The sequence below is a fragment of the Nonomuraea sp. NPDC051298 genome (genome assembly GCF_055586305.1).
The window spans coordinates 293,567-316,796 of record NZ_JBVJIM010000006.1 but is presented as its reverse complement, the minus strand read 5'-3'; the positions used below and the strand labels follow the sequence as shown (position 1 = coordinate 316,796).

Sequence of the window (23,230 nt, the reverse complement as noted above, 5' to 3'; positions counted from 1 at the left end):
GGGATCAGCCGGTGAAGCCGACCTCGGCCCAGTTGTAGAACTTGTAGCCACGCGCGCCGTAGTTGGCGACCGTCTTCTTCACGGCCCAGATGTCGGGACGCTGGTACAGCGGGATGGTGTGCACCATGTCCCAGATGAGCTTGTCGGCCGCGTTGGCCAGCTCGATCGCCTTGGCCGGGTCGGTCTCGTCGACCGCCGCGTCGATGGCGGCGTCGACGGCCGGGTCGCTGGCCTTGGGGAAGTTGCTCTCGGAGCCGGTCTTGTAGATCTGGGGCAGGCTGCCCATCGGCAGCGGCGTGCCGATCCAGGAGAACGGCACCAGGTCGAAGTCGCCCTTGATGATGAAGTCGTTGAAGAACTTGTCATCGGGGACCGGGCGGATCGTGACCTTGATCCCGGCCTCCTTGAGCATGGCCTGGGTCAGCTCGCCCTCGGTCTTCGCGGTCGGCACGGAGGCCGGGATGACGAAGTCGAGCGCGAACTCCTTGCCGTCCTTCTTGCGGAACTCGCCCTCCTGCTTCCAGCCGGCCGCCTCCAGGAGCTGCTTCGACTTCTCCAGGTTGTACTTGCCGAGGTCACCGGAGTTGTCGACGTAGCCCTTGTGGTTGTTCATGAAGACGTGGTTGCCGAGCGTCTGCAGCGGCCACTCCATGTCCTTCAGGTCCGACTGCGTGATCACGTCACGGTTGATCGCGTACTGGATGGCCTGGCGGACCGACTTGTCCTTCAGGAACTCGCTCGAGTTGTTGACCGTGATGTGCCGCCAGTTCGGGCTGAGCGCCTTGCGGATCTCGGTGTCCGGCACGCCCTTGGCCCGCTGCAGGTTCGCCGGGGCGCCCGCCTCGATGTAGGCCGCGTCCAGCTCGCCGTTGGCGTAGGCGTTCACCTCGGCGGTCGCGTCGGCGATCGTCCGGAAGATGAGCTTGTCGAGCTTGGCCTTCTCACCCCACCACTTGTCGTCACGCACGAGGGTGAGGGTCTTGGTGCCCTCGTCGATCGACTCGACCTTGAAGGGACCCGCGGTGGCCGGGATCTTCTGCTTGTAGTCGTTGTCGTACTTCTCGGGCGTGTCGAGGTGCTTGCCCGGGAAGAGCTGCGCGGTGGTGCGGTTGAACAGGCCCTGCCACTCCGGGTACGGCTTGGAGAAGGTGATGACCGCGACCTTGTCGGTGGCGCCCTTCTCGACCGACTCGATCTTGTTGTAGCCGTCGGTGGAGGCCGGCTTGTACTTCTTGTCCGTGCCGTTGTTGGCCTTCCAGGTCGCCGCGAGGTCCTCCCACGTGATCGGCGTGCCGTCGGACCAGTTGGCCTTGTCGTTGAGCGTGTAGGTGACGACCTGCTTGCCGTCCACCGTCTCGTTCTTCACGTCGGTGACGAAGTCGGGGTTCGGCGTGAACTGGGCCTGCTCGTCGGCCATCATGAGCTGCGGCATGAACGCGTCGACCATGGTCGCCGTGTCGGCCTGGTTGCCGTCGACGTGGTTGACGTTCCACTGGCTCGGCCACTGCCCGACTGCGAGGGTGAGCGTGCCGCCGTCCTTCACCTGCTCGTACGGGACGGGGTTGATGTTGATGGCCGGGGTCTCCGCCATCTGCTGCTGCGCCTGCTTCGACTGCTCGGCGCTCGGCTGCTTGCTCTCGGACCCGCCGCCTCCGCCGCAGGCCGCCACGGCCATGGCCAGGACCGCCAGCCCAGCGGCCGCACGGTGATGAACCTTCACTCTTCCTCCTGATTTTCCGAGGCCGTGATGACCTCGACTTCCTCCGCGTAGTGGCAGGCGGCGCCGTGGTCTGCGGCGTTCGCCAGCCGGGCGACCGGGGGCTCCTCGTCCACACACCGCTGCCGCTCGGCCTCGCCCAGTCGGGCGAACTTCGGGCACCGGGTACGGAACCTGCAGCCCGACGGCGGATTCGCCGGACTGGGCAGGTCGCCTTCGAGCAGGATCCGCTTACGCGTGCGTTCCATCTCGGGGTCGGGCAACGGGATCGCCGACAGCAACGCCTGCGTGTAGGGGTGCGCGGGATGGTCGTAGACCTTCTCGACCGTCCCGATCTCGGCGATCCGTCCCAGGTACATGACGGCCACGCGGTCGGCCAGATGCCGGACCACCGCGAGGTCGTGTGCCACGAACAGGTAGGACAGGCCCAGCCTGTTCTTCAGGTCCTCCAGCAGGTTGATCACGCCCGCCTGGATGGACACGTCGAGCGCGGAGACCGGCTCGTCCAGCACCAGCACCTTCGGCTCCAGGGCCAGCGCGCGGGCGATGCCGATGCGCTGGCGCTGGCCGCCGGAGAACTGCTGCGGGTAACGCTCGGCGTGCTCCGGCGCCAGGCCGACGAGCTGGAGCAGCTCGGCGACCTTGGCCGGCACGTCCTTCCTGCCGTGCGCGCGCAGCGGCTCGGCGATGATGTCGCCGACCGGCATGCGCGGGTCGAGCGCGGCCATCGGGTCCTGGAAGACGATCTGCAGGTCCCCGCGCAGCGCCTTGCGCCCGGCGCCGTCGAGTGCGGCGCTGTCCTTGCCGAGCACCACCACCCGCCCGCTCTGCGGCGGCCGGAGCTGCATGATCTGCTGCAGCGTGGTGGTCTTGCCGCAGCCCGACTCGCCGACCAGGGCGAGCGTCTCGCCCTCCGCGACGTCGAAGCTGATGCCGTCCACCGCGTACACGGTGCCGACCTGGCGCTTGAAGATCGCGCCCTTCATGAGCGGGTAGTGCCGCTTCATGTCGTCGAGCTCCAGCACGGTGGCGCGTTCGGCACGCGGCACGCGTACGACGTCGCTCGGCGGGATGACCGGCACCGGGAACACGTCCGCGCCGGTCAGGCCCTTGTGCTCGATCTCGTGCGCGCGGATGCAGGCCACGTGGCGCCCGCCGCCGAACGAGGTCAGCGGCGGCTCCTCGTCGTCGCACATGTCCACCTTCATCGGGCAGCGCGGTGCGAACGGGCAGCCCGGCGGCAGCGAGGCCGGCGAGGGCGGGTTGCCCTCGATCGGCACCAGCGGGCCCTCCTCGCCGTCGACCCTGGGGATCGAGGCGAGCAACCCCATCGTGTACGGCATCCGGGGCCGGTAGTAGATGTCGTCCACGGGCCCCTGCTCGACCGGGCGGCCCGCGTACATGACGAGCACCCGGTCGGCCATGCCGGCGATGACGCCGAGGTCGTGGGTGATCATCACGATGCCCGCGCCCGTCTCCTGCTGCGCGGTCTTGAGCACCTCCAGGACCTGCGCCTGGATGGTCACGTCGAGCGCGGTGGTCGGCTCGTCGCAGATCAGCAGGTCGGGGTCGTTGGCGATGGCCATGGCGATCATCGCGCGCTGCCGCATGCCGCCGGAGAACTCGTGCGGGAACGCCTTGGCCCGCAGGTCCGGGTTCGGGATGCCGACGAGGTCGAGCAGCTCCACGGCCCGTCTGGCGGCCTTGTCCTTGGCCACCTTCTGGTGCACGCGTACGGCCTCGGCGATCTGGTCGCCGATGGTGAAGACGGGCGTGAAGGCCGACAGCGGATCCTGGAAGATCATGCTGATCGCCTTGCCGCGCACCTTGACCAGCTCGTCCTCCGGCATGCCGAGCAGCTCCTGCCCGTGGAGCCGGGCCGAGCCGCTGACGACCGCGTTGCGCGGCAGCAGGCCCATGACGGCCAGCGAGGTCACGGACTTGCCTGAGCCCGACTCGCCCACGATGCCGAGCACCTCGCCGCGCTCGACCTCGTAGCTGACGCCGCGCACGGCCTCGATGCCGCCGGGGAAGGTGACGGTGAGGTCTCTGACCTCCAAGATGCTCACGAGTTGCTCCCCGGGTCGAGTGCGTCGCGCAGGCCGTCGCCGATGAGGTTCACGCTGAGCACCAGGGCGACCAGGAGACCGGCGGGGAAGGCGAACAACCACGGGTAGCCGGTGGCGTTGCGCGAGCCCTCCGCGATCAGCGTGCCGAGCGAGACGTCGGGCGGCTGGATGCCGAAGCCGAAGAAGGACAGCGCGGCCTCGCCGATGATGGCGCCACTGACGTTGAGCGTCGCGTCGATGATCAGCAACGAGGACAGGTTCGGGACGATGTGCCGCAGGATGATCTTCCAGCGCGGGATGCCCATGTAGACGGCGGCCAGCACGTACTCACGCTCGCGCAGCGAGAGCGTCATGCTGCGCACGACCCTGGAGGTGATCATCCAGGAGAACGCGGCCAGCAGCACCACGAACCACAGCCACGACGCCTCCCGCAGCCGCGGGGAGATGATGGCGATGATCAGGAAGCTCGGCAGGACGAGGAGCAGGTCCACACCCCACATGAGCAGCCGGTCCGGCCACCCGCCGAAGTATCCGGCGAACGCGCCCACGAGCGCGGCCAGGCCGGTGGAGATCAGCGCCACCAGCAGGCCGATGATGATCGACTTCTGCATGCCGCGGAGCGTGACCGCGTACATGTCCTGGCCGATCGAGGTGGTGCCCCACCAGTGGTCGGCGTTGGGGGCCGACAGGAAGGACAGGAAGTCCTTGTCGGTCCAGTCGTACGCGCCGAAGAACGGGCCCACGTAGGCCAGCGCGACCAGCACGACCAGGGCGAGGAGCCCGTAACGGGCCTGCTTGTTGCCGAGCAGGCGCCTGAAGACGACTTTCGACCGCATCTCAGCTCACCCGCACCCGAGGATCGAGGGCCGCGACCAGCAGGTCCGACAGGAACGCCGCGGCCAGGACGCACACCGCGGCGAAGAAGGTCACCGCGGCCACGGAGTTGACGTCGTTCTGGTTGATCGAGTCGACCAGCCAGGCGCCCATGCCGTGCCAGGAGAAGATCTTCTCGGTGAACGTGGCGCCCGTGAACATGGTCCCGAACGCGAAGGCGAAGTACGTGGCCGAGGGGATCAGCGCGGTCCGCAGCGCGTGCTTGACCAGCGCCGTCCTGCGCCGCAGGCCCTTGGCCATCGCGGTGCGGACGAAGTCCTGGCCCAGCACGTCGAGCATCATGTTGCGCTGGATCCGGCTGTAGAAGGCGATCGAACCGAGGCTGAGGGAGACCGTCGGCACGATGAGGTGGTTCAGCCGGTTGAAGAACTGGTCCCAGCCGGTGAGCCGGGGGTTGTACTCGCCGGTGTACTCGATCAGCGTGAACCCCAGCCCTCTGTTGAGGTTGTAGGTCGCGATCGCGAGCAGGGTGGCCAGCACGAACACGGGAACCGCCATGATCACGAATGATCCGACGCCTATTAACCGGTCGCTGAATCTGTACTGCTTCACCGCCGAGACCGCGCCCAGCACCACCCCGAGGGCGAAGCCGACGAGCGTGCCGATGAGCAGCAGCCGGAGGCTGACCATGATCCGGCGGCCCATCTCCTCGTTGACGGAGGCGCCGTTCCAGGTCTTGCCGAAGTCGCCGGTGACGACTCCCGCCGCCCAGGTCGCGTACCGCTGGATCACGGGGGTCTTGTCGTTCAGGTTGTAGGCATCAAGTGTGGCGTCGATGACCGCCTCGGGCACCGGCGGTTGTCGGCCTTCGTACGTGGCCCGCGGGTTCATGGTGGTGGCCGCGAGCATGTACGCCAAGCTGGCCGCGATCGCGACCAAGATCACATTTATTGCCAACCTGCGGAGCAGGTACTTGCCCATCACTCTCCGTTCGCGCTGACCGAGGGCGCGGACGACCGGACGGCGGAGCGCCCCCTCAACGAAAACCCATCTCGCATCGTGAAATTTCACGTGACATCGGGATGGCGATCAACGCGCAGAATATAAGCAAAAATATAACAGCGGGAAACGCTGCGATATAACGGTCAGATCACTCGCAATAGATCGGCGACCTCCGCCGCGCCCCCGCGAACACCCGGCCCCACCTGCGAAGACCTGGTTTCGGGGAGCGGCGATCAAGCCCGCCACAGATGCGCTTATGTCACAGAATCCGGACATAAATTGACGCATCAGCAAAGTGATCCACATCATACTTGCCAGAGCGCGAGTGTGAGCGTCAAATGATCTTCGCGAGCACCGCCGCCACGTCGCCGTACGACTCACGCGCCCGGCCGGCCTGCCCGAGCCGGTGGCGCTCCAGGCGGACGGCGCCGAGGTGGCGGATCTCGTAGATCATCGACCGCCAGACCGCCTCGGGGGTGCGGTCCGGCTCGCCGTACGTCTCCCAGAACGACAGCCGTTCGTCCTGCCTGGCCGCCGCCAGGCGGATCGTCCAGTCGGCGGCGGGATCGCCCCACCAGGTGCGGTCGAGGTCGAGCACGCCGGTGATCGTGGGCTGGGAGGCGTCGGCGGCGAGCATGACGTTGACCGTCCACAGGTCGCCGGTGAGCAGTCGCGGCTCGGTGACCTCGTCGAGCACGGCGTGCCGCTCCGCGGCCAGGGCGGCGGCCGCGCGCAGGTCTGTGCCGTCGAGCCCGGCGGCTTCCACGTCGGCCGCGATCTCGTTCAGCGAGCCCGCCACGGCCTGGCTCCAGGTGTCGTACGCGGGCGCCCCGACCGGGCCGAAGCGCGGGCCGCGTACGTCGTGCACGGTCCGGGTGATCTCGCCCAGCCGCCGGAAGTAGGACGTCCACGCGGAACGCGGGTAGCCGGGCAGCCGCTCGGGGGCGGGCACCCCGTCGAGCAGCGTCTGGACCAGGTAGTCGCGGCCGATCAGCTCGTGCGACCAGTCGGCCGCGATGACGCGCGGCATCAGCGGGGCGATCGCCGACAGGTAGGGCACCGTCGCGTACTCGTTGCGCATCAGCTCCCGCTCGGAGCGGAACTGCCGGGCGGGCTCCGGGGCGAACCGCATGATCACCGGCTGCTCCCGCCCCTCGACGGTGACCTTGTAGGTGTTGTTGTACATGCCGAGGCCCAGCTCCACCGCGGACACGGCGTCGCGGTCGAAGACGCGCCGGCTGATCCGCCGGAGGTGGTCCGCGGTCACGGGCCGCTGGAACGCCCCGGCAGGACGGTCGACGGAGTGCAGTCGCATCGCGCCATGATGCCCGACCAGCCGCGCCGCACGGCATCCGTTTTCTCACCCGCGGCGGCCGGGCGGGCGTCAGAGCCGGTACGCGCGCCGTGCCGTGTCGCCGAAGACGTCGGCGCGCTCGCCGTCCGACAGCCCGGCGCACAGTTCCTCCGCGGCCCCGGCGACCTGCTCGTAGGAGGCCGCGAGCAGGCAGACCGGCCAGTCGGAGCCGAACATCACCCGCTCCGGCCCGAACGCCTCCAGCACCACCTCCGCGTACGGCCGCAGGTCGGCCACCCGCCACGACGCCCAGTCGGCCTCGGTGACCAGGCCGGACAGCTTGCAGTAGACGTTGGGACGCGCGGCCAGCTCGCGGATCCCGCTCCGCCACGGCTCCAGCTCGCCGGTGGCGATCGGCGGCTTCGACAGGTGGTCGAGCACGAACGTCAGCTCCGGCAGCGCGGCCACGGTCTCGATGGCGGCGGGAAGCTGGTGCGGCAGCGTCAGCAGGTCATAAGCGAGGCCGGCGGCGGCCACGGCGGCCAGCCCCCAGCGCACGTCGGGCCGGTTGAGCCAGGCGGGGTCGGGCTCCGACTGCACGCCGTGACGCACGCCCACGAGCCCGGCGGGCAGGGCGGCCAGCGTGTCGGCGGCGTCGGGCGCGGTCAGGTCGATCCATCCGACCACTCCGCTGACCAGCTCGGACCCGGCCGCCATGGCCAGGAACTCGCGGGTCTCGGCGAGGTCGGGCAGCACCTGCACCAGCACGGTCCCGTCGACGCCCGCCGCCGCGGCGGGGCCGGCCAGGTCGCCGAGCGTGAACGTACGGCGGATCGGCGCCAGCGCGGCGGGGTCGAGCCAGGTGTGGGGGCGGGCGGACGGGTCCCAGACGTGGTGGTGGGCATCGATGCGACTCACAGCACGCAAGCTAGCAGACCTCCTATGTCTTCCCCAGGGAGCAAAGCGGTGGTGAGCGCACTTCTCGACGGTGACCCGCAGCGGCTGGGCGACTACTGGCCGGCCGGCTCGGGGCGGGGTGTGCGCGCGGCGAGAGGGCCGCCGTGTCATGCCCTCCCGGTCAGGCGCGGGACGGGGTGGTCGTGCTCGACGGCGCCGGCCCTGCCCCGGCCCAGCAGCAGCGTGCCGAGCCACATGACCGCCATGCCGACGGCGGCCAGCGCCGTGTGCCTGCCCACCATGAGGGTGGCCGCTCCCACCAGCACCACGCCGCCGGCGGTGATCGCCGCGCTGACGGCCGTGACCCGGCGCAGCGCGGCGAGGATGACCGCCAGCGCGAGCACCGCGCCGAAGAAGAGCTGCGCGCCCGGCGAGTACACGACCAGCTCGACCCCCGGATAGCCCTTCACCTGCGTCATCAGCGCCCGCATCGCGTCCTCGTCGGCCGCGGTGAGCCCGGCGTACAGGTCGATGACGAGTCCGGTGAGGTTGGCGGCCACGCTGAACAGCGCGATCCCGGTCACCGCCTCCACCGCCACCCGGCGGCCGCCCCGCACCGGCCCGGCCAGGCCGCGCATGGCCAGCGCCATCAGGCCGAGCATGACGAACCCGATCAGCCAGACCACGTGCGCGGACGTCCACCAGGGACCCGGCTGGGGATCTCCGTCGATGGGACGCATGAGGAACCAGCCGCCGAGCAGGGCGGCCGGTCCGGCGGTGAAGGAGAGCTGGGCCAGGCGGTTCGCGGGGTTCATGTGATCAACGATGCCCGGTGCGGCCCGTCCGGATCATCGGTGAACGTCCCTGATTTTCCCCTGGCTCCGCTTCAGGGACCCGGACGGGCGGGTACGCGGGTCAGGTGAAGTAGCGCATCCACACGTACAGCCAGGCCAGCAGGCTGCTCAGCGCGGTGACGACGATGCCGTACCGGGTGAACTGCCAGAAGCTGATCTTGTGCCCGTTGCGCGCGGCGATGCCGATGGCCACCACGTTGGCGCTGGCCGCGACCGCGGTGCCGTTCCCGCCGAAGTCGGCCCCCAGGGCGAAGGCCCACCACAGCGCCTGGCCCACCTGCGGGTCGGGTGCCGCGGCGACGACGCCCTCGACGATGGGGGCGGTCGTGGCGACGTACGGGATGTTGTCGAAGAACGCCCCCAGCGTGGCGGAGCCGAACACCAGGGCCGTCGCCGCGAGGAAGTAGTCGTCGCCCAGGGTGTCCAGCGCCCAGGTGCCGATCGCCGCGATCACGCCGGTGTGCACCAGGCCCGCGACCATGACGAACAGCCCCATGAAGAACACCAGCGTCGGCCACTCGACCTCGCTCAGCACCTCGGAGACGTTCGCGCGGGCGACCAGCAGCATCACCCCGGCGCCGACCAGCGCCACGATCGACGGCTCGACGTGCACCACCGAGTGCAGCCCGAACCCGGCCACGACCCCGCCCAGCACCACCAGGCAGCGTACGAGCAGCTTCGGGTCGGTGATGGCCCGCCGCTCCTGCAGCGCCATCACCTCGGCCACGTGCTCGGCGTGGTACTCGAACGAGCTGCGGAACAGCACCCTCGTGAACAGTACGAACACCGCGAAGATGACCACCACGGCCGGCGCCATGTGGACGAGGAAGTCGTTGAACGTCAGCCCGGCGCGGCTGCCGATGATGATGTTCGGCGGGTCGCCGATGAGCGTGGCCGCCCCGCCGATGTTCGCGGCGAGGACCTCCGCGATCAGGTACGGCTGCGCGGGGATCCGCAGCCGGTTGCACACCACGATCGTGACGGGCGCGACCAGCATGATCGTGGTGACGTTGTCGAGGACGGGCGAGGCGATCGCGGTGATCGCCATCAGCATGACCATCAGCCGGTACGGCCGCCCCCTCGACTTCTTGGCGGCCCAGATGGCGAGATAGTCGAAGACGCCGGTCTGCTTGATGATCCCGACGATGACCATCATGCCGAACAGCAGGAAGATGACGTTCCAGTCGATGCCCTCGTGCTCGGAGAAGAACACCTCGGCGCCCGGGATGAGGCCGAGCACGGCCATCAGGCCGGAGGCGACGAGCACCACCTTGACCTTGTCGGCCTTCTCCGTGGCGATGAAGAAGAAGGCCACCAGGAAGATCGCCAGCGCGGCGAGGGCGCTCATCCGTCCTGCCCCGGCGGACCCGGCTGCCCGGCGGGCGCGGCGGATGATCGCCGGTGGTCATGGCATGACGGCAGGACGAGGTGAAGGGGGAACACGGGAATGCCTCCGAACGTGAGCACGCTGCGGCGGGACGCGGCCGCGCGGCATCTGCCCGGCGAGGTGAGAGCACGGGGCGGGCCGCGCGGCACACGCCCGGCGAGCTGGGGATCTTTCAGGTGAGTTGGGATCTTTCGCGAAATCTGGGAGCGCCTCTTCTTCAGGCGTCGTGTTTTCGGGCGTCGTCTTCAGGCGTCTTCAGGCGTCGGGGGCCGCCAGGGTCAGGCTGGTCAGGAGCCGTTCCAGGGTGATGGCCCCGGCGAGCACGCCGTCGCGGCCGACCACCGCGACCAGCGGGCTGCGCAGGCGGGCCATCAGCGCGGCCACTTCGAGCAGCGTCGCGTCGGGCCGTACGGTCGCCGGTGAGGACGGCTGGAGCGGCAGGCAGTCGCCCACCGTCAGCTCGCCCAGCTCACCCCAGAACAGGTCGGCGTGGGCCTCGTCGATCGCCCGGCAGAGGGCCGGATCCTCCTGGTAGGCGCCCGGCACGGCCAGCCGCAGGACCTGCGTACCCGGGAGCACGCTCGCCGGCCTGCCCTGGTCGTCCACGATGATCAGGCCGGGCATCCGGCCCAGGGCCATGAGACGCACCGCCTTGGTGACGGGGTCGTGGACTCTCACGGTGGGCAGGTTCACGGCGATGTCGCCGGCGTTCATGGCATCGTCCCGTTCGTCTGGACGACCGGGTGTCCCCGGCGAGGTCATGGCGCCGCTCTGGCGATCAGCGCGACGCGGTGTCCCGGTGACGAGGTGGGGCACGGTACCACTGCCTGGCACGGTCGTGCGGGTGACGTCCATGTCGCTGACTCCAATCCGGCTCCGCTCCAGTCTCCCGGGGGACGAACCCACCCACCATCGGGTCAGACACCCATCTGGGCAGGAAGAGAACATGTAGGACTAACTCCACTAATGGGGGTCAGACCGCATAGACAACCGCACTGTCTAACGAAGAGGCTGGAAAGATGGACGACCGCGCAGACGCGCCCGGCGACGCGCCGTCGGGCCCGACCGGCCTGGGCCCGACCGGCCCGGGAGGCTCGCGTACGGCGAGGAGCGCGCCACGGCCACCTGCCCAGGCGTTGTTCCTGCGGCTGGTCGTGATCAACGGGCTGGTGTTCGCGGCGGGCACGCTCGTGCTCGCCCTGTCGCCCGCCACGGTCTCCTCCCCGATCATGTGGGCCGAGGTGCCGGTGCTGGTGGTGGGGCTGGCGGTGATGCTGACCGCCAACGCGCTGCTGCTGCGCCGCAGCCTGGCCCCGCTGGGCGCGCTGACCGCGCTCATGCAACGGGTGGACCTGCTGCGCGGCGGCGACCGCCTGCCCGAAGGCGGCAACAGCGACCTCACACATCTGATCGGCACGTTCAACGCGATGCTCGACCGGCTGGAGGCCGAGCGCAGCGCCAGCAGCGCCCACGCGCTGGCCGCGCAGGAGGGCGAGCGCAAGCGCATCGCCCGCGAGCTGCACGACGAGGTCGGCCAGAGCCTGACCGTGGTGCTGCTCGGACTGAAGCGGGTGGTCGACCGCGCCCCCGCCGACCTGCGGGAGGACCTGCACGGGGTGCAGGAGACCGTACGGGCGAGCCTCGACGAGGTACGCCAGGTCGCCCGCCGCCTGCGCCCCGGCGTGCTGGAGGACCTCGGGCTGCACAGCGCGCTCAGCGCTCTGGCGGGCGACCTCTCGCAGATGAGCGGCCTCCCGGTGACCCGGTCGGTACGACCGGACCTGCCCCGGCTGGGCGCGGACGTCGAGCTGGTCCTGTACCGGATCGCGCAGGAGAGCCTGACCAACATCGCCCGGCACGCCGCGGCCACCCGAGCCGAGCTGTCGCTCACGGTCGAGGACGGCCGCCTGGTCCTGCGCATCGCCGACGACGGGCGGGGCGGCGCGCGCCAGGACGGGGCCGGGATCCGCGGCATGCGTGAGCGCGCGCTGCTCGTCGGCGCCCGCCTGACCGTCGACTCCCCGCCGGGCGAGGGCACCCGTGTGACCCTGGTCATCCCGGACACCGCGAATCGGAGCGAACCCTGGTGAAAAAGACCCGGATCCTGCTGGCCGACGACCACGCCCTCGTACGGAGGGGGCTGCGGCTGATCCTCGACGCCGAGCCCGACCTGGAGGTGGTCGCGGAGGCCGCCGACGGCGCCGAGGCCGTGGCGGCGGCCTCGGAGGTGGAGGTGGACCTGGCCGTCCTCGACATCGCGATGCCCCGCATGACCGGCCTCCAGGCGGCCAGGGAGATCTCGCGGCGGGCGCCGGGGGTGCGCATCCTGATCCTGTCGATGTACGACAACGAGCAGTACTTCTTCGAGGCGCTCAAGGTCGGGGCGTCGGGCTACGTGCTCAAGTCGGTCGCCGACCAGGACCTGCTGGAGGCGTGCCGGGCCACGATGCGCGGGGAGCCGTTCCTGTACCCGGGGGCGGTCACCGCGCTCATCCGCGACTACCTGCAGCGGGCCCGCGAGGGGGAACGCATGCCGGAGAGCATCCTGACGCCGCGGGAGGAGGAGATCGTGAAGCTGATCGCGGAGGGGAACTCGGCCAAGGAGATCGCCGAGACGCTGGTGATCAGCGTGAAGACGGTCGACCGGCACCGGGCCAACATCCTGCAGAAGCTCGGCATGCGCGACCGCCTCGACCTCACCCGCTACGCCATCCGCGCGGGCCTCGTCGAACCCTGACCACCCCTCGGCTTCCCCTCCAAGGACCCCGGCCACCGGGCACGCGACGGCGGCCCCGCCCCGAAGCACCCCACCCCCGTAGCCTCTCCCCCGCAGGACCCCGGCCGGAGCGCGGCGGGGGTTGATCGTCCGAGGGCCGGTGTTACGTTGAAAGAGGCTTGTGCCCGACACCTGGTGAAGGACGTGGTTGACCGTGCTCTACCTCTTCGGATTCGACCGGATCGGCGTGGCCGTGAGCGACATCTACTTCGTCGACCCCGAGCCGCTCCCCGGCCAGGAGGGCGCCGAGCGAGGGGTACGGCTGGAGCTGCGCCACCTGGAGGCGGGAGAGCTGAAGGGCTCGATCTACTCGGCCCGCCCCATCTCGATCGACCGGCCGCTCTGGCGGGTGGACCTGCTGGAGTCGGTCGAGGGGACGCCGGGCAGCTTCGACCGCACGCACCATCACCCCGGGCTCGACGGGTGGGAGCCGGGCCGGCGGGTGTTCGACAAGGGCCTGTCGCAGGAGCCGCTGAAGTGGCTGGCGGAGCACCTGGCGGATTTGGAGGGGGTGCTCGACCGGGCCGGGGTGCCGCGTGACGAGGTCAGCCCGGCCGACGTGGCGGGGCTGCGCGAGCGGGCCCCCGAGATCGTCGAGACGGTCGGCCGCCTGCTCGACACCGTACGCGCCCAGGCCCCCGAGGGCCCGGCGGGCACCAGCGTGCGGGCGAGCTGGTTGTGACCCGCCCGGTCACGGGACGCTCGGCCGCCGGGGCTGCCGCGTGAGCCTCCTGCTGCGCGACGGGCTGCTGCTCGACGTGGTGACCGGCGAGTACGCGGAAGCCGACCTGCGCTGCGCCGAGGGCCGCATCGCCGAGATCGGGCACGGGCTCGGCGCCCCCGGCGGTACGCGGGTGCTCGACCTGGCGGGCGCGCGGGTCGTACCGGGGCTGATCGACGCGCACGTGCACGTCACCGCCTCGACCGCGGACCTCGGCTCGCTCTCCTCCATGCCGCCGTCCTACGTGACCGCGCACAGCCTCCGGATCATGGGCGACATGCTCGGCCGCGGCTTCACCACGGTCCGCGACGCCTCCGGCGCCGACTTCGGGCTGGCCGACGCGCAGGCCGAAGGGCTCGTACGCGGTCCTCGCCTGCTGTTCTGCGGCAAGGGGCTGAGCCAGACCGGCGGCCACGCCGACTTCCGCGGGCGCGGCGAGCACCTGCGCGACGACCACCCGTGCTGCGCGGGCGTCGGACGGGTGGCCGACGGGGTCGACGCGGTCCGCGCCGCCGCCCGCGACGAGCTGCGCAAGGGCGCCCACCACGTCAAGGTGATGGCCTCCGGCGGCGTGGCCTCCCCGACCGACCGGATCGACTCCACCCAGTACTCCATGGACGAGCTGCGCGCGATCGTCGAGGAGGCCGAGGCCGCCAACCGGTACGTCGCCGCCCACGCCTACACCGCCCGCGCCGTCAACCGGGCCCTGGAGGCCGGGGTGCGCTCCGTCGAGCACGGCAACCTGATCGACGACACCAGTGTCGAGCTGTTCCTGCGGCACGAGGCGTACCTGGTGCCGACGCTGGTGACGTACTGGGCGCTCAAGCGGGAGGGCCGCGACTTCGGGCTGCCCGAGCGGAGCCGGCACAAGGTGGACGAGGTGCTCGAAGCGGGCCTCGTCGCGCTGGAGCGGGCCGCGCGGGGCGGGGTGCGGCTCGCGTTCGGGACGGACCTGCTCGGCGGCATGCACCGGCACCAGAACCAGGAGTTCCGGCTGCGGGCCGAGGTGCAGCGGCCGATCGACGTGCTGCGGGCGGCCACGTCCGGGGCGGCGGAGCTGGTGGGGCTGGCGGGCGAGATCGGCACGCTGGCCGTGGGCGCGCACGCCGACCTGCTGGTCCTCGACGGAGATCCGCTGGAGGACATCGGCGTGCTGGCCGACCCCGCGCACATCCGCCACGTCGTCCAGGCGGGCGCCCTCGTCTGACCCCTCGGGGCGTTGCCCGCCCGGGTCCGGGGGTTCGCGTACCGTGGGCGGCGTGACGACGCTCGCGCGCACCGCCCTGGTCGTGGTCGCGGTGCTGATCCTGCTGGTGGGGCTGTTGTGGGTGTTCCAGCGGCGGCTCATCTACCTGCCCGACCGCGAGCCGGTGCCACCGGCCGCCGCCGTGCTGCCGGGAGCGCGCGACCTCTCGTTCACCACGCGCGACGGGCTGCGGCTGACCGCCTGGTACGTGCCCGGCCGGCTCGACGTGACCGTGCTGGTCACGGGCGGCAACGCGGGCAACCGGTCGCACCGCGCGCCGCTGGCCCGTGCGCTGGCGTCGTACGGGCTGGGGGTGCTGCTCGTCGACTACCGCGGCTACGGCGGCAACCCGGGCAGCCCCACCGAGGAGGGCCTGCTCCTCGACGCCCTGGCCGCCCGCGACCAGGTCCGCACCCGACACGTGATCTACTTCGGCGAGAGCCTCGGCGCGGCGGTGGCGACCAGGCTCGCGCTGGAGCGACCGCCCGGCGGGCTCGTGCTGCGTTCGCCGTTCACCGACCTGGCCGACGCGGGCCAGGTCGCCTACCCCTTCCTCCCCGTACGGCTGCTGCTGCGCGACCGCTTCCCCGTCGCCCGCGAGGTGGGCCGGGTACGCGCGCCGGTGGTCGTCGTGTACGGCACCGGCGACACGACCGTCCCGCCCCGCCTGAGCCGCGCGGTCGCCGCGGCCGCGGCCGCCACGACCGTGGAGGTGGCCGGGGCCGGGCACAACGACCTGGCGCTGCTGGACGGCCGGGAGCTGGTCGGCGCGGTGGTGGAACTGGCCGACCGAATCCGCCGGACGCCCTGAGCCGCGATCCCCGCGTGACCTCTCACGGCTCCCGCGGCGGGGAGCGCCGACCACGCCTCAGAACGTCTGCCAGGTCGACTCGGTGACCTGGCACGGCCCGCCCCGGTGCACCCGCAGCCGCCCGGCCGGCAGGTCGAGGCCGATCGTGGCCAGCGTCTCCCACCGCTGGTTGAGTGGCTGGGTGAGGTCGGGGTGGGCGCACACGGGAGCGTCTTCCGGGGCGTGGCCGAGCATGGCCAGGGCCCGCGTGTGGAGGTCCGCGGCGCTCAGGCCGGCGACGTGGTCACGCAGGTGGCGCAGGCGGTCATAGGTGCCGGGGCGGCCGCTGGCGTGCCGGACCCCCGCCTCCAGCCGCTCGTCCAGGAAGTGGTTGCAGTGCTGCAGGACGCCCTCGGAGTCGGGCTGGATGACGGCCACTCCGGCCGGGGAGATCTCGATGGAGGCCGCCTCTGACGCGGTGACGACCGTGATCACGGTGGAGGCCGAGACCGTGGCCGAGCGGGCGATCCCGGCCGCGTCCTCGACGGTGGCGGCCTCGTCGAGGATGCGGCGGGCGATCAGGTGCACGGGGACGCCGAGGTCGGTGGTGTCGGACTCGTGGCGCAGGATGTTGTAGTGCACGCCCAGCCCCGCCGTACTGACGCCGATCTTGGCCAGCGCCCCCGCCTCGGTGAACGTGCGCACCACGCGGCCCGGGTCCGGCTCGTACTCCCACAGCAGGGGCGCGTCGCGCAGGTGGTCGTGCCAGTCCCAGGTCTGCACCGTACGCGGCGGGCCGGTGTCGGGCAGCACCACCGAGGTCGAGCATTCACCGTGGCCGACGAAGTCGATGGCCGCCAGGATCTCGGTGCGGGCGTTGACCACGGCCACCTGCCACGGCTGCAGCCCGGCGCCCGCCGCGATCCCGGCCATCTCGTCGGCCAGGTGGGGAGCCCAGGCGGCGCCGCGTTCCAGCGCCCGCTCGCCCCACGCGCGCACCTGCGCGGGCCTGGCACCGGCCACCCTGAACAGGTCGGTGTAACCGGCGAAGTTGGCGGCGACGCGCTTGCGCAGGTGCGTGCCGAACTCCTTGCCGCGGGCGCGGGGCTCGGTCTGGCTCGATATGAAAGTAGGAAATGTCATTATTTGTCCATCACCTCGGCTAGCCGCGAGCTGTCGGCGGCGAATTGGGCGCGGGCGCGGTCACACCGCTCGGCGTCGATGTCCTGACTCAGCTTGAACATGCCTCACACGGTACGCACCCGCACAACAAAGCCCTTCCCCGGCACCAACCCCCGGAACCTCGCCCGCGGCGCCCCCAGCTACGGTGTGCCAATTCACCATAATTCCGGAGCGTGATAGGGAAGAAACTTAAAGTGATCGGATTTGGGGAAGCAGCATGTGGGCGAGGGCGTGACTCCCGATACTGAGTGGGTGACCGCAATGGCAACGATCGAACCGACCGACACCGAGCGCACGGTTCTTCCCGGCCGGCCGCCGTTCACTGTCGACGACCTGCTCAACTTCCCCGACGACGGGAACCGCTACGAGCTCTTCAACGGGAGCCTACTGGTGAGTCCTTCCCCCACCCCCCTGCACCAGCGCATCATCCGCCGGCTGCAGCGCATCCTCGACGACGCGATGCCTCCCGAGCTGGAGCCCCTGTCGACGGTCGACCTGAGGGTCTCAGAAAGGGAGTACTGCATTCCCGACCTCGTCGTGGTGCGCGAGGACGCCTGCGAAACGGTGAAGCTCATGTTCTCGCCGCCCGACATCCTCCTCGCCGTCGAGATCGGCAGCCCGAGCACCCAGCAACGCGACGAGACACTCAAGGCCCACGCCTACGCCAGGGCGGGCATTCCCCTCTACTGGCGATTCGAGCCGGACGAAGGGCCGACTCTCTACGTCTACGAACTCAACGACGACGCATACGACCCGCCCACCGTCCACAAGGCAGGCGCCGTCGCCAATCCCGTCGCACCCTTCGCGGTCGGTTTCGACCCCGCCGTGCTCTGCGAACGCTGACCTGGACCCCGGCTCTGCCGGCCCCCTCCTGCTGGGAGTGCCGAGGTCCAGGGGGCTCAGCCCGGCTCGGGTGGGCTCTTGGCGGCCAGCGACGTGTAGACGGTCACCTCGTCCGGGCGTACCAGTCCGTCCTGGATCGCGCAGATGAGCAGCTTCTCCTTGGTGGGCGCGGGCCGTCCGGCCGCCGCGTACTTGACGCGCGCCCGGTCGATGTACTGCCGCACCGTACGTTCCTTGATCCCCATGCGGGCCGCCACCGACGCCTTCGACATCGACTGGAACCAGTAGAGCAGCGCCGCCCGTTCCTTGTCGGAGAGCTGCGGCCGGTGCGGGCCCTCGGCGGTGGCGATGGCCTGGGCCATCGGGGGCGTCACCGAAGGCCGGTCGGCGGCCACCTCCAGGATGGTCTCCAGGCACGACTCCCTGGTCGCCCGGCCCTTGCCGATGAAGGCGGAGGCCCCGGCGTCCAGCACGGCCCGTACGATCTCGGGCTCCTCGTGCTCCGAGAAGACGATCACCCGCTGGCCACCCGCGCACAGCTCGGCGACCCGGTCCATGACCATGGTGCCGTTGAGGTTGAGGTCGAGCAGCAGCACGTCGGCGCAGGCGTCGCGGACCGACTCGATGGTGGGGCCCTGCGCGACGAGTACGACGGGGCTCGGCGGCCCGAACCACGACCGTACGCCGTCCACGACCACCTGGTGGTCCTCCACCAGCGCGACGGTCACGGGCCCTGCCAGATGCTGTTGACCCACACCTCACCTCCCAGCCGCTGGTAGCTGACGACGACCCCGCTGGGCTCCCGTACGGGGGTCGGGCTGATGGGCAGGTCGTCGTTGTCGGCCACGACGGCCACGCTCACCATGGTGGACATCGCGGACACGGTCACCCTGGCCCGCGACCTGGCCCCGTCCAGGGCCCGTACGGGCGCCCTGAGCAGATCCTCGCGTACGCCGTCGGGCAGCGCGGGCAGCCGTTCGCCGAAGGGCGGGGCGGTGACGAGGACCTGGCGGCGCTCGGCCGCGTCGATGCGCTCGCGGAGCACGGACACCAGCTCGTCGGGCACGTCCTCCCGCTCGGTGATGAGCCGGCGCAGCCGCATGGCCCCGGCCGTGCAGTCCTCGCGTACGCGCGGGTCGCCGGGGTCGGCGCCGTCGGCGAGCCGCTGGAGCAACGACTCGGCCACGCCGCGAATGGCCTCGTAGCGGCGCAGCCGGTCGGTGTGGATGCGCTGGGCGGACTCGCGCCAGGCGTCGTCGGCGGCCAGCCTGCGGGCCAGCAAGACGGTCTCCTCGGCGCGGGTGCGCAGCAGGTGACAGCCGGCCATGTAGCCGAGCTGCATGGTGACGCCCCCGGCGATGACGACCAGGTACTTGGCGATGGAGACGCGGTCGAGCGAACCGGAGACCGCCATCGCGACGAGCATGATGGCGGCGTTGGCGGTCAGGAAGGCGATGATCTCGGCCCGCCAGCGCGGCCGGTTCCAGGTCAGCATGACGCCGAGCCAGCCGACCGAGCCCCATCCCCAGTCGCTGATGCCGAGCAGCTCTCCTGGACGGCAGGCCACGATCACCGCGACGTCCACGGCCAGCGCGGCGAGTGCCAGCTCTCGTATCCTGCCCGGCCCGCAGGACGTGCGCGCCAGCGACAGCGCGCCGACCGCGAAGATCGCGGAGTAGACCACCCAGGCCGCCATCGCGAGCAGCGGCCAGCGGAAGGAGCCCCAGCCGGTGAGAGTGACGGTCAGGTCGTAGCCGAGGTGCCACACGCCCGCGATGACCACCGCGCCGAGCGCGGTGTAGCGGGCGTAGCGCTGCGCGATCTGCTCGATCTCCTCGGTCATGGACGCCACCACAGGCTCACCCGGGTGCCCCGGTCGCCGGAGGAGATCTGGGCGCCGCCGTTCGGCAGGGAGCGCATGGTGTCGAGGATCGAGCCGCGCACACCGAACCGGTCGGGCGGTAATCGGTGCTGGTCGAAGCCGCGGCCGGCGTCGGCCACCTCGACCAGGATCTCGCCGTCGCGCCTGACGGAGACGAGTTCGGCCTCGCGTACGCCGGCGTGCAGCGCGACGTTCGCCAGGGCCTCGGTGACGGCGCGGGCGAACCGTTCCGCCACTTCGCCCGGCACGGTCTCGGGGGTCAGCCGGCGGCGTACGTCCAGGCCGGTGGCCCGGCCGGCCACCTCGTCGAGCAGCGCGTCGAGGGCGATGGAGGCGGAGGCGAGGTGCGGCAGGTCGCGCAGCCTCTCCAGCGCGGCCAGGTCGGTGGCCACCTGGGCGCGCAGGGTGGGCGACGGGGCGTCGTACGTGCCCTGGCCCACCATGGTCAGCGTATGCAGGAAGGTCTCGTGGACGCTGCCGACCTGGCGCAGCTCGTCCTCGCGGCGCAGCCGTTCGACCATGAGCGAGATGTCGGCGAGCGCGCTCTGGCGCAGGAAGGCGTCGGCCGAGGCGGCCGAGCGGCGCAGCAGCGTCATCAGCAGCACGATCGCGAGCAACTGGACGAGGTGGATGCCGAGGGTGCCGGCCACGTTCTGGGTGGGTGAGGCCAGCCACACGCCCGACGCGAACGCCCCGGCCACCGCGAGCCCGACGGGCACGGCCACCTTCGGCCGCCAGGCGACTCCTGCCATGACGACGGTCATCGTGACGAGTCCCGCCACCCAGCTCGACCCCGTGACGAGCGAGTCGGGAGGGACGAGGTGCGCCTGTGCCAGGCACAGCGCGACGGTGATGGCCACATCACCGGCCACCAGCCAGTGCGGCAGCCCCTGCTCGCGCAGGAACACGCGGACGTGCAGCGCCGTCCACCCGAGGTGGACCAGCAGCATGGGCGCCAGCCAGGCGAGGGAGACCGGCGGGACGGCTCCGGACAGCGCCGCCACGACCGCCACCGAGCCCACCGCGGCGCGCGCGCCCGCCCCCGTACGGGCGACGGCCCTGTCCAGTTGCCGGGTGGCCGAGTCGTATCTCGTGGAGCCGGGGCCGGAGCCGGATCCGGTGTGAGCCATGAGCCGTCCGCACGCGATGAGAGCACAAGACGGGTCTCACGATAACGCAGGGACACCTGCGTACGAAGGAACGAAGCCCGGTTTCGCGGGGCTTCGCGCGTGTTTCGGACGTCGCGGTGGATGGCGTCATGGGTCCCATGGCTGATTTGTCCTCGGGCCGACTCGGCTGCGGTGTTCAGCGTCCTGACCGAACCCTGTCCGTCCCCGGCCGGTGCGGCATGACGGCCGTTCGGCCGTCAACCGCCAGGACGGCCGAACGGCCGTCAGCCGCGTCCCTGTGTCAGAGCGTGTACTGGGACGCGTGTGCCGCGAGCGAGGCGGTGGGAGGGGATGACATGACCGTGTTCGTGATCACGTTCCTGCTGGGCTGTCTGTCCGTGATGACGGCCGGGGGGCGGCAGGGGAGCCGGCCGGCCGGGATGCCGGCGGCGCGACCGCGGCTGGTGGCGGTGGGGGGCACGTACGACGGGGCGTTCGCGAGACCGTCCGACGCGTACGTCGTGCAGGAGCGGATGATCGCGGCGGCCCGCGGGGCGGGTGGCACGAGCCTGGCCCACGCGGCGGCGCTGGCGCTGGGCGCGGTGGTCGCGGAGCGCCCGCGGCACGCGGGCACCCGCGAGCAGGACCTGAACGGGTGCGCGCAGGCGGCCCATCGCGCCGTACGGGCCGCGTCCGTGTCCGCGCCGGCCGAGCCGGACCTGGTCAGCAGCCTGGACCTGGTCGTGCTCGACCGGGCGGAGAGCCCGCGGCTGCGATTCGCGCACGTCGGCACGGGGGCGATCTGGCACTGCCCGAAGGGCGGGGAGCCGCGGCCGCTCACGACGCCGCACGCGTCAGGCGACGGCCCGCCGGTGCGCGGGCTCGGGCTCGGGCTGCCCGGTGGGCTCATCCCGGAGGTCGGCGCCGTGGTGCTGCGGCCCGGCGACCGGGTGGCGATCGTCACCGAGGGGGCGGTGCGCGCGCTGGGGGTGGAGCGCATGAAGGAGCTGTTCACGGTCGGGGCGTCGCCGGTGGCGTGCCTGGACCGGATGTTCGACGAGATGGCCGCCGCCGATCCGGAGGACGACGCCACGGTGATCGTCGCCGAGTTCGTGACCGCGTGACCGTGCCTGGAGGTGCGCCGGGGCTGCCCGTCGGGACAGTACGGTGTCACCCTTGCCCGCCGCGCCCGCCCAGGCCGGCGGGCCGAACGTGGTGGTCCGGTGGAACCAGGCGCTGCTGACGGCGGTGCGCACCGGCACGCTCGGCCCGCCCCTGGTGGCCAGGGCGCTCGCGATCGTGCACACCTGCGCGTACGACGCCTGGGCGGCCTACGACGCCGTCGCGGTCGGCACCCGGCTGGGCGGCACGCTGCGGCGGCCCGCGGCCGAGCGCACCGAGGCCAACAAGAGCGAGGCCATCAGCTACGCCGCGCACCTGGCCGCGAGCGACCTCTATCCGGCGCAGCGGGCCGGGTTCGACGCGCTGATGGCCGAGCTGGGCCACGACCCCGCCGCCCCGTCCAGCCAGGCGGCCCGCACCGGCCTGGCGGCCTGCCAGGCCGTGCTCGACCACCGCCGCACCGACGGCTCCAACCAGCTCGGCGGCTACGCCGACACCACCGGCTACGCCCCGGTCAACGCCCCCGTCGTGGTCGCCGGCCCGCTGACCACGCTGAACGCGCCGGGACGCTGGGCGCCGCTCACCTACGTCAACCAGGCCGGCGCGGTGGTGACGCCGCCGTTCCTCGCGCCGCACTGGGGCCAGGTGGCCTCCTTCAGCGGCGCCGCGCGTTCGATCGCCGACGCCGTGCCCGCGCCGTACGCGTACGGGTCCGCCGGGTTCCGCACACAGGCCGCCGAGATCGTCTCCGGCACGGCCGCGCTGACGGACCGGCAGAAGGTCATCGCCGAATACTGGGCCGACGGGCCGAGCAGCGAGACGCCGCCGGGGCACTGGTGCCTGTTCGCCCAGCAGGTCTCGGCCCGTGACCGGCACGGGCTCGACCAGGACGTGAAGCTGTTCTTCGCGCTGGCCAACTCCGTCATGGACGCGGGCATCGCCTCGTGGGAGGTCAAGCGGGACCACGACTCGGCCCGGCCGATCACCGCCATCCGCCACCTGTACCAGGGGCAGCGGATCGCGACGTGGGGCGGGCGGACGGTCGACGGGGAGCGGTGGGTACCGTACCAGGTGCCGACGTTCCCGACGCCGCCGTTCGCCGAGTACGTGTCGGGGCACAGCACGTTCAGCGCCGCCGCGGCCGAGGTGCTCAAGCGGTTCACCGGCGCCGACTCGTTCGGCGGGCAGACGGTGATCGCCAGGGGCTCGTCGCTGGTGGAGCCGGGGGTGACGCCCGCGAGCGACGTGACGCTGCAGTGGGCCACGTTCAGCGCGGCGGCCGACGAGGCCGGACTGTCGCGGCGGTCCGGCGGGATCCACTTCCGCGCCGGCGACCTGGAGGGCCGCACCCTGGGCCGGGCGGTCGGCGCCGCGGCCTGGAACCGCGCGAAGGACTTCTGGACCGGACGCGCCTGACACCCGCCCACCGAACCGGACGCGCCTGACATCCTGTCGCCGAAACCGGACACGGCCACACCCGGCGGCCGGATCGGACACGGCTCACA

At 71.5% G+C, this 23,230-nt stretch carries 21 protein-coding genes; 8 read left to right on the top strand and 13 right to left on the bottom strand.

Features of this window, described 5'->3' with window-relative positions; genetic code table 11:
* Window positions 1-4: 4 nt before the first annotated feature.
* The 9 genes from ACZ6S0_RS21020 to ACZ6S0_RS20980 form a co-directional block, all read right to left on the bottom strand.
* The gene (locus ACZ6S0_RS21020) at window positions 5-1,720 is read right to left on the bottom strand and encodes an ABC transporter family substrate-binding protein (protein ID WP_465920045.1); all 1,716 of its coding nucleotides are present in this window, start codon (window positions 1,718-1,720) and stop codon (window positions 5-7) included.
* A complete protein-coding gene (locus ACZ6S0_RS21015; RefSeq protein WP_465920043.1) occupies window positions 1,717-3,786 on the bottom strand; it encodes an ABC transporter ATP-binding protein in 2,070 nt (689 codons plus the stop codon). Before ACZ6S0_RS21015 ends, ACZ6S0_RS21020 begins: the two co-directional genes overlap by 4 nt.
* Window positions 3,783-4,622: an ABC transporter permease gene (locus ACZ6S0_RS21010; RefSeq protein ID WP_465920039.1), complete on the bottom strand. Its 840-nt coding sequence runs from the start codon at window positions 4,620-4,622 to the stop codon at window positions 3,783-3,785. The genes ACZ6S0_RS21015 and ACZ6S0_RS21010 overlap by 4 nt, the downstream gene beginning before the upstream one ends.
* Before the next feature lies 1 nt (window position 4,623).
* Window positions 4,624-5,601: an ABC transporter permease gene (locus ACZ6S0_RS21005; RefSeq protein WP_465920035.1), complete on the bottom strand. Its 978-nt coding sequence runs from the start codon at window positions 5,599-5,601 to the stop codon at window positions 4,624-4,626.
* A gap of 355 nt (window positions 5,602-5,956) precedes the next feature.
* Complete coding sequence (locus tag ACZ6S0_RS21000; RefSeq protein WP_465920033.1) at window positions 5,957-6,937, bottom strand: phosphotransferase family protein; 981 nt, start codon at window positions 6,935-6,937, stop codon at window positions 5,957-5,959.
* A gap of 69 nt (window positions 6,938-7,006) precedes the next feature.
* On the bottom strand, window positions 7,007-7,834 hold the full coding sequence (locus tag ACZ6S0_RS20995; protein WP_465920031.1) for an amidohydrolase family protein: 828 nt from the start codon (window positions 7,832-7,834) through the stop codon (window positions 7,007-7,009).
* Between the two features lie 146 nt (window positions 7,835-7,980).
* A complete protein-coding gene (locus ACZ6S0_RS20990; RefSeq protein WP_465920030.1) occupies window positions 7,981-8,628 on the bottom strand; it encodes a hypothetical protein in 648 nt (215 codons plus the stop codon).
* A gap of 100 nt (window positions 8,629-8,728) precedes the next feature.
* Window positions 8,729-10,015 (bottom strand): ArsB/NhaD family transporter, encoded by a 1,287-nt coding sequence (locus ACZ6S0_RS20985; RefSeq protein ID WP_465920028.1) that lies wholly within the window; start codon window positions 10,013-10,015, stop codon window positions 8,729-8,731.
* 294 nt (window positions 10,016-10,309) lie between these two features.
* On the bottom strand, window positions 10,310-10,768 hold the full coding sequence (locus tag ACZ6S0_RS20980) for a CBS domain-containing protein (RefSeq protein WP_465920026.1): 459 nt from the start codon (window positions 10,766-10,768) through the stop codon (window positions 10,310-10,312).
* 305 nt (window positions 10,769-11,073) lie between these two features.
* Between ACZ6S0_RS20980 and ACZ6S0_RS20975 the strand changes: the two genes are divergently transcribed.
* The 5 genes from ACZ6S0_RS20975 (at window position 11,074) to ACZ6S0_RS20955 (ending at window position 15,608) form a co-directional block, all read left to right on the top strand.
* The gene (locus ACZ6S0_RS20975) at window positions 11,074-12,144 is read left to right on the top strand and encodes a sensor histidine kinase (RefSeq protein ID WP_465920024.1); all 1,071 of its coding nucleotides are present in this window, start codon (window positions 11,074-11,076) and stop codon (window positions 12,142-12,144) included.
* A complete protein-coding gene (locus ACZ6S0_RS20970) occupies window positions 12,141-12,791 on the top strand; it encodes a response regulator transcription factor (protein ID WP_344887621.1) in 651 nt (216 codons plus the stop codon). The genes ACZ6S0_RS20975 and ACZ6S0_RS20970 overlap by 4 nt, the downstream gene beginning before the upstream one ends.
* Before the next feature lie 193 nt (window positions 12,792-12,984).
* Window positions 12,985-13,512, top strand: a complete 528-nt coding sequence (locus tag ACZ6S0_RS20965) for a hypothetical protein (protein ID WP_465920316.1) — start codon at window positions 12,985-12,987, stop codon at window positions 13,510-13,512.
* A gap of 40 nt (window positions 13,513-13,552) precedes the next feature.
* Window positions 13,553-14,758 (top strand): metal-dependent hydrolase family protein, encoded by a 1,206-nt coding sequence (locus ACZ6S0_RS20960; protein WP_465920020.1) that lies wholly within the window; start codon window positions 13,553-13,555, stop codon window positions 14,756-14,758.
* A 52-nt stretch (window positions 14,759-14,810) separates the two neighbouring features.
* Window positions 14,811-15,608, top strand: coding sequence for an alpha/beta hydrolase (locus ACZ6S0_RS20955; protein ID WP_465920018.1), 798 nt, complete (start codon window positions 14,811-14,813; stop codon window positions 15,606-15,608).
* Window positions 15,609-15,665: 57 nt separating this feature from the next.
* Here the strand turns inward: ACZ6S0_RS20955 and ACZ6S0_RS20950 are convergent, their stop codons facing one another.
* Complete coding sequence (locus ACZ6S0_RS20950; protein ID WP_465920016.1) at window positions 15,666-16,730, bottom strand: C45 family autoproteolytic acyltransferase/hydolase; 1,065 nt, start codon at window positions 16,728-16,730, stop codon at window positions 15,666-15,668.
* Between the two features lie 300 nt (window positions 16,731-17,030).
* Between ACZ6S0_RS20950 and ACZ6S0_RS20945 the strand changes: the two genes are divergently transcribed.
* Window positions 17,031-17,612, top strand: a complete 582-nt coding sequence (locus ACZ6S0_RS20945) for a Uma2 family endonuclease (protein WP_465920013.1) — start codon at window positions 17,031-17,033, stop codon at window positions 17,610-17,612.
* A 56-nt stretch (window positions 17,613-17,668) separates the two neighbouring features.
* Here ACZ6S0_RS20945 and ACZ6S0_RS20940 read toward each other — a convergent pair whose 3' ends face one another.
* The 3 genes from ACZ6S0_RS20940 to ACZ6S0_RS20930 are packed head-to-tail and all read right to left on the bottom strand — an operon-like array spanning window position 17,669 to window position 20,624.
* On the bottom strand, window positions 17,669-18,367 hold the full coding sequence (locus ACZ6S0_RS20940; protein ID WP_344887606.1) for a helix-turn-helix transcriptional regulator: 699 nt from the start codon (window positions 18,365-18,367) through the stop codon (window positions 17,669-17,671).
* The gene (locus ACZ6S0_RS20935) at window positions 18,337-19,455 is read right to left on the bottom strand and encodes a hypothetical protein (RefSeq protein ID WP_465920008.1); all 1,119 of its coding nucleotides are present in this window, start codon (window positions 19,453-19,455) and stop codon (window positions 18,337-18,339) included. The genes ACZ6S0_RS20940 and ACZ6S0_RS20935 overlap by 31 nt, the downstream gene beginning before the upstream one ends.
* The gene (locus tag ACZ6S0_RS20930) at window positions 19,452-20,624 is read right to left on the bottom strand and encodes a sensor histidine kinase (RefSeq protein WP_465920007.1); all 1,173 of its coding nucleotides are present in this window, start codon (window positions 20,622-20,624) and stop codon (window positions 19,452-19,454) included. The genes ACZ6S0_RS20935 and ACZ6S0_RS20930 overlap by 4 nt, the downstream gene beginning before the upstream one ends.
* Before the next feature lie 335 nt (window positions 20,625-20,959).
* Between ACZ6S0_RS20930 and ACZ6S0_RS20925 the strand changes: the two genes are divergently transcribed.
* Both ACZ6S0_RS20925 and ACZ6S0_RS20920 read left to right on the top strand, forming a co-directional pair.
* Window positions 20,960-21,727: a SpoIIE family protein phosphatase gene (locus ACZ6S0_RS20925; RefSeq protein WP_465920003.1), complete on the top strand. Its 768-nt coding sequence runs from the start codon at window positions 20,960-20,962 to the stop codon at window positions 21,725-21,727.
* A gap of 52 nt (window positions 21,728-21,779) precedes the next feature.
* Window positions 21,780-23,141, top strand: a complete 1,362-nt coding sequence (locus tag ACZ6S0_RS20920) for a vanadium-dependent haloperoxidase (RefSeq protein ID WP_465920000.1) — start codon at window positions 21,780-21,782, stop codon at window positions 23,139-23,141.
* Window positions 23,142-23,230: the final 89 nt, after the last annotated feature.

What these genes read in the sequence shown, in the direction of transcription:
- ACZ6S0_RS20925 (WP_465920003.1), top strand. Translation starts at nt 20,960, where the DNA reads ATGACCGTGTTCGTGATCACGTTCCTGCTGGGCTGTCTGTCCGTGATG.
- ACZ6S0_RS20935 (WP_465920008.1), bottom strand. Translation starts at nt 19,455, where the DNA reads ATGACCGAGGAGATCGAGCAGATCGCGCAGCGCTACGCCCGCTACACC.
- ACZ6S0_RS21000 (WP_465920033.1), bottom strand. Translation starts at nt 6,937, where the DNA reads ATGCGACTGCACTCCGTCGACCGTCCTGCCGGGGCGTTCCAGCGGCCC.
- ACZ6S0_RS20930 (WP_465920007.1), bottom strand. Translation starts at nt 20,624, where the DNA reads ATGGCTCACACCGGATCCGGCTCCGGCCCCGGCTCCACGAGATACGAC.
- ACZ6S0_RS20945 (WP_465920013.1), top strand. Translation starts at nt 17,031, where the DNA reads ATGGCAACGATCGAACCGACCGACACCGAGCGCACGGTTCTTCCCGGC.
- ACZ6S0_RS20975 (WP_465920024.1), top strand. Translation starts at nt 11,074, where the DNA reads ATGGACGACCGCGCAGACGCGCCCGGCGACGCGCCGTCGGGCCCGACC.
- ACZ6S0_RS20990 (WP_465920030.1), bottom strand. Translation starts at nt 8,628, where the DNA reads ATGAACCCCGCGAACCGCCTGGCCCAGCTCTCCTTCACCGCCGGACCG.
- ACZ6S0_RS20985 (WP_465920028.1), bottom strand. Translation starts at nt 10,015, where the DNA reads ATGAGCGCCCTCGCCGCGCTGGCGATCTTCCTGGTGGCCTTCTTCTTC.
- ACZ6S0_RS20950 (WP_465920016.1), bottom strand. Translation starts at nt 16,730, where the DNA reads ATGACATTTCCTACTTTCATATCGAGCCAGACCGAGCCCCGCGCCCGC.
- ACZ6S0_RS21010 (WP_465920039.1), bottom strand. Translation starts at nt 4,622, where the DNA reads ATGCGGTCGAAAGTCGTCTTCAGGCGCCTGCTCGGCAACAAGCAGGCC.
- ACZ6S0_RS21005 (WP_465920035.1), bottom strand. Translation starts at nt 5,601, where the DNA reads ATGGGCAAGTACCTGCTCCGCAGGTTGGCAATAAATGTGATCTTGGTC.
- ACZ6S0_RS20980 (WP_465920026.1), bottom strand. Translation starts at nt 10,768, where the DNA reads ATGAACGCCGGCGACATCGCCGTGAACCTGCCCACCGTGAGAGTCCAC.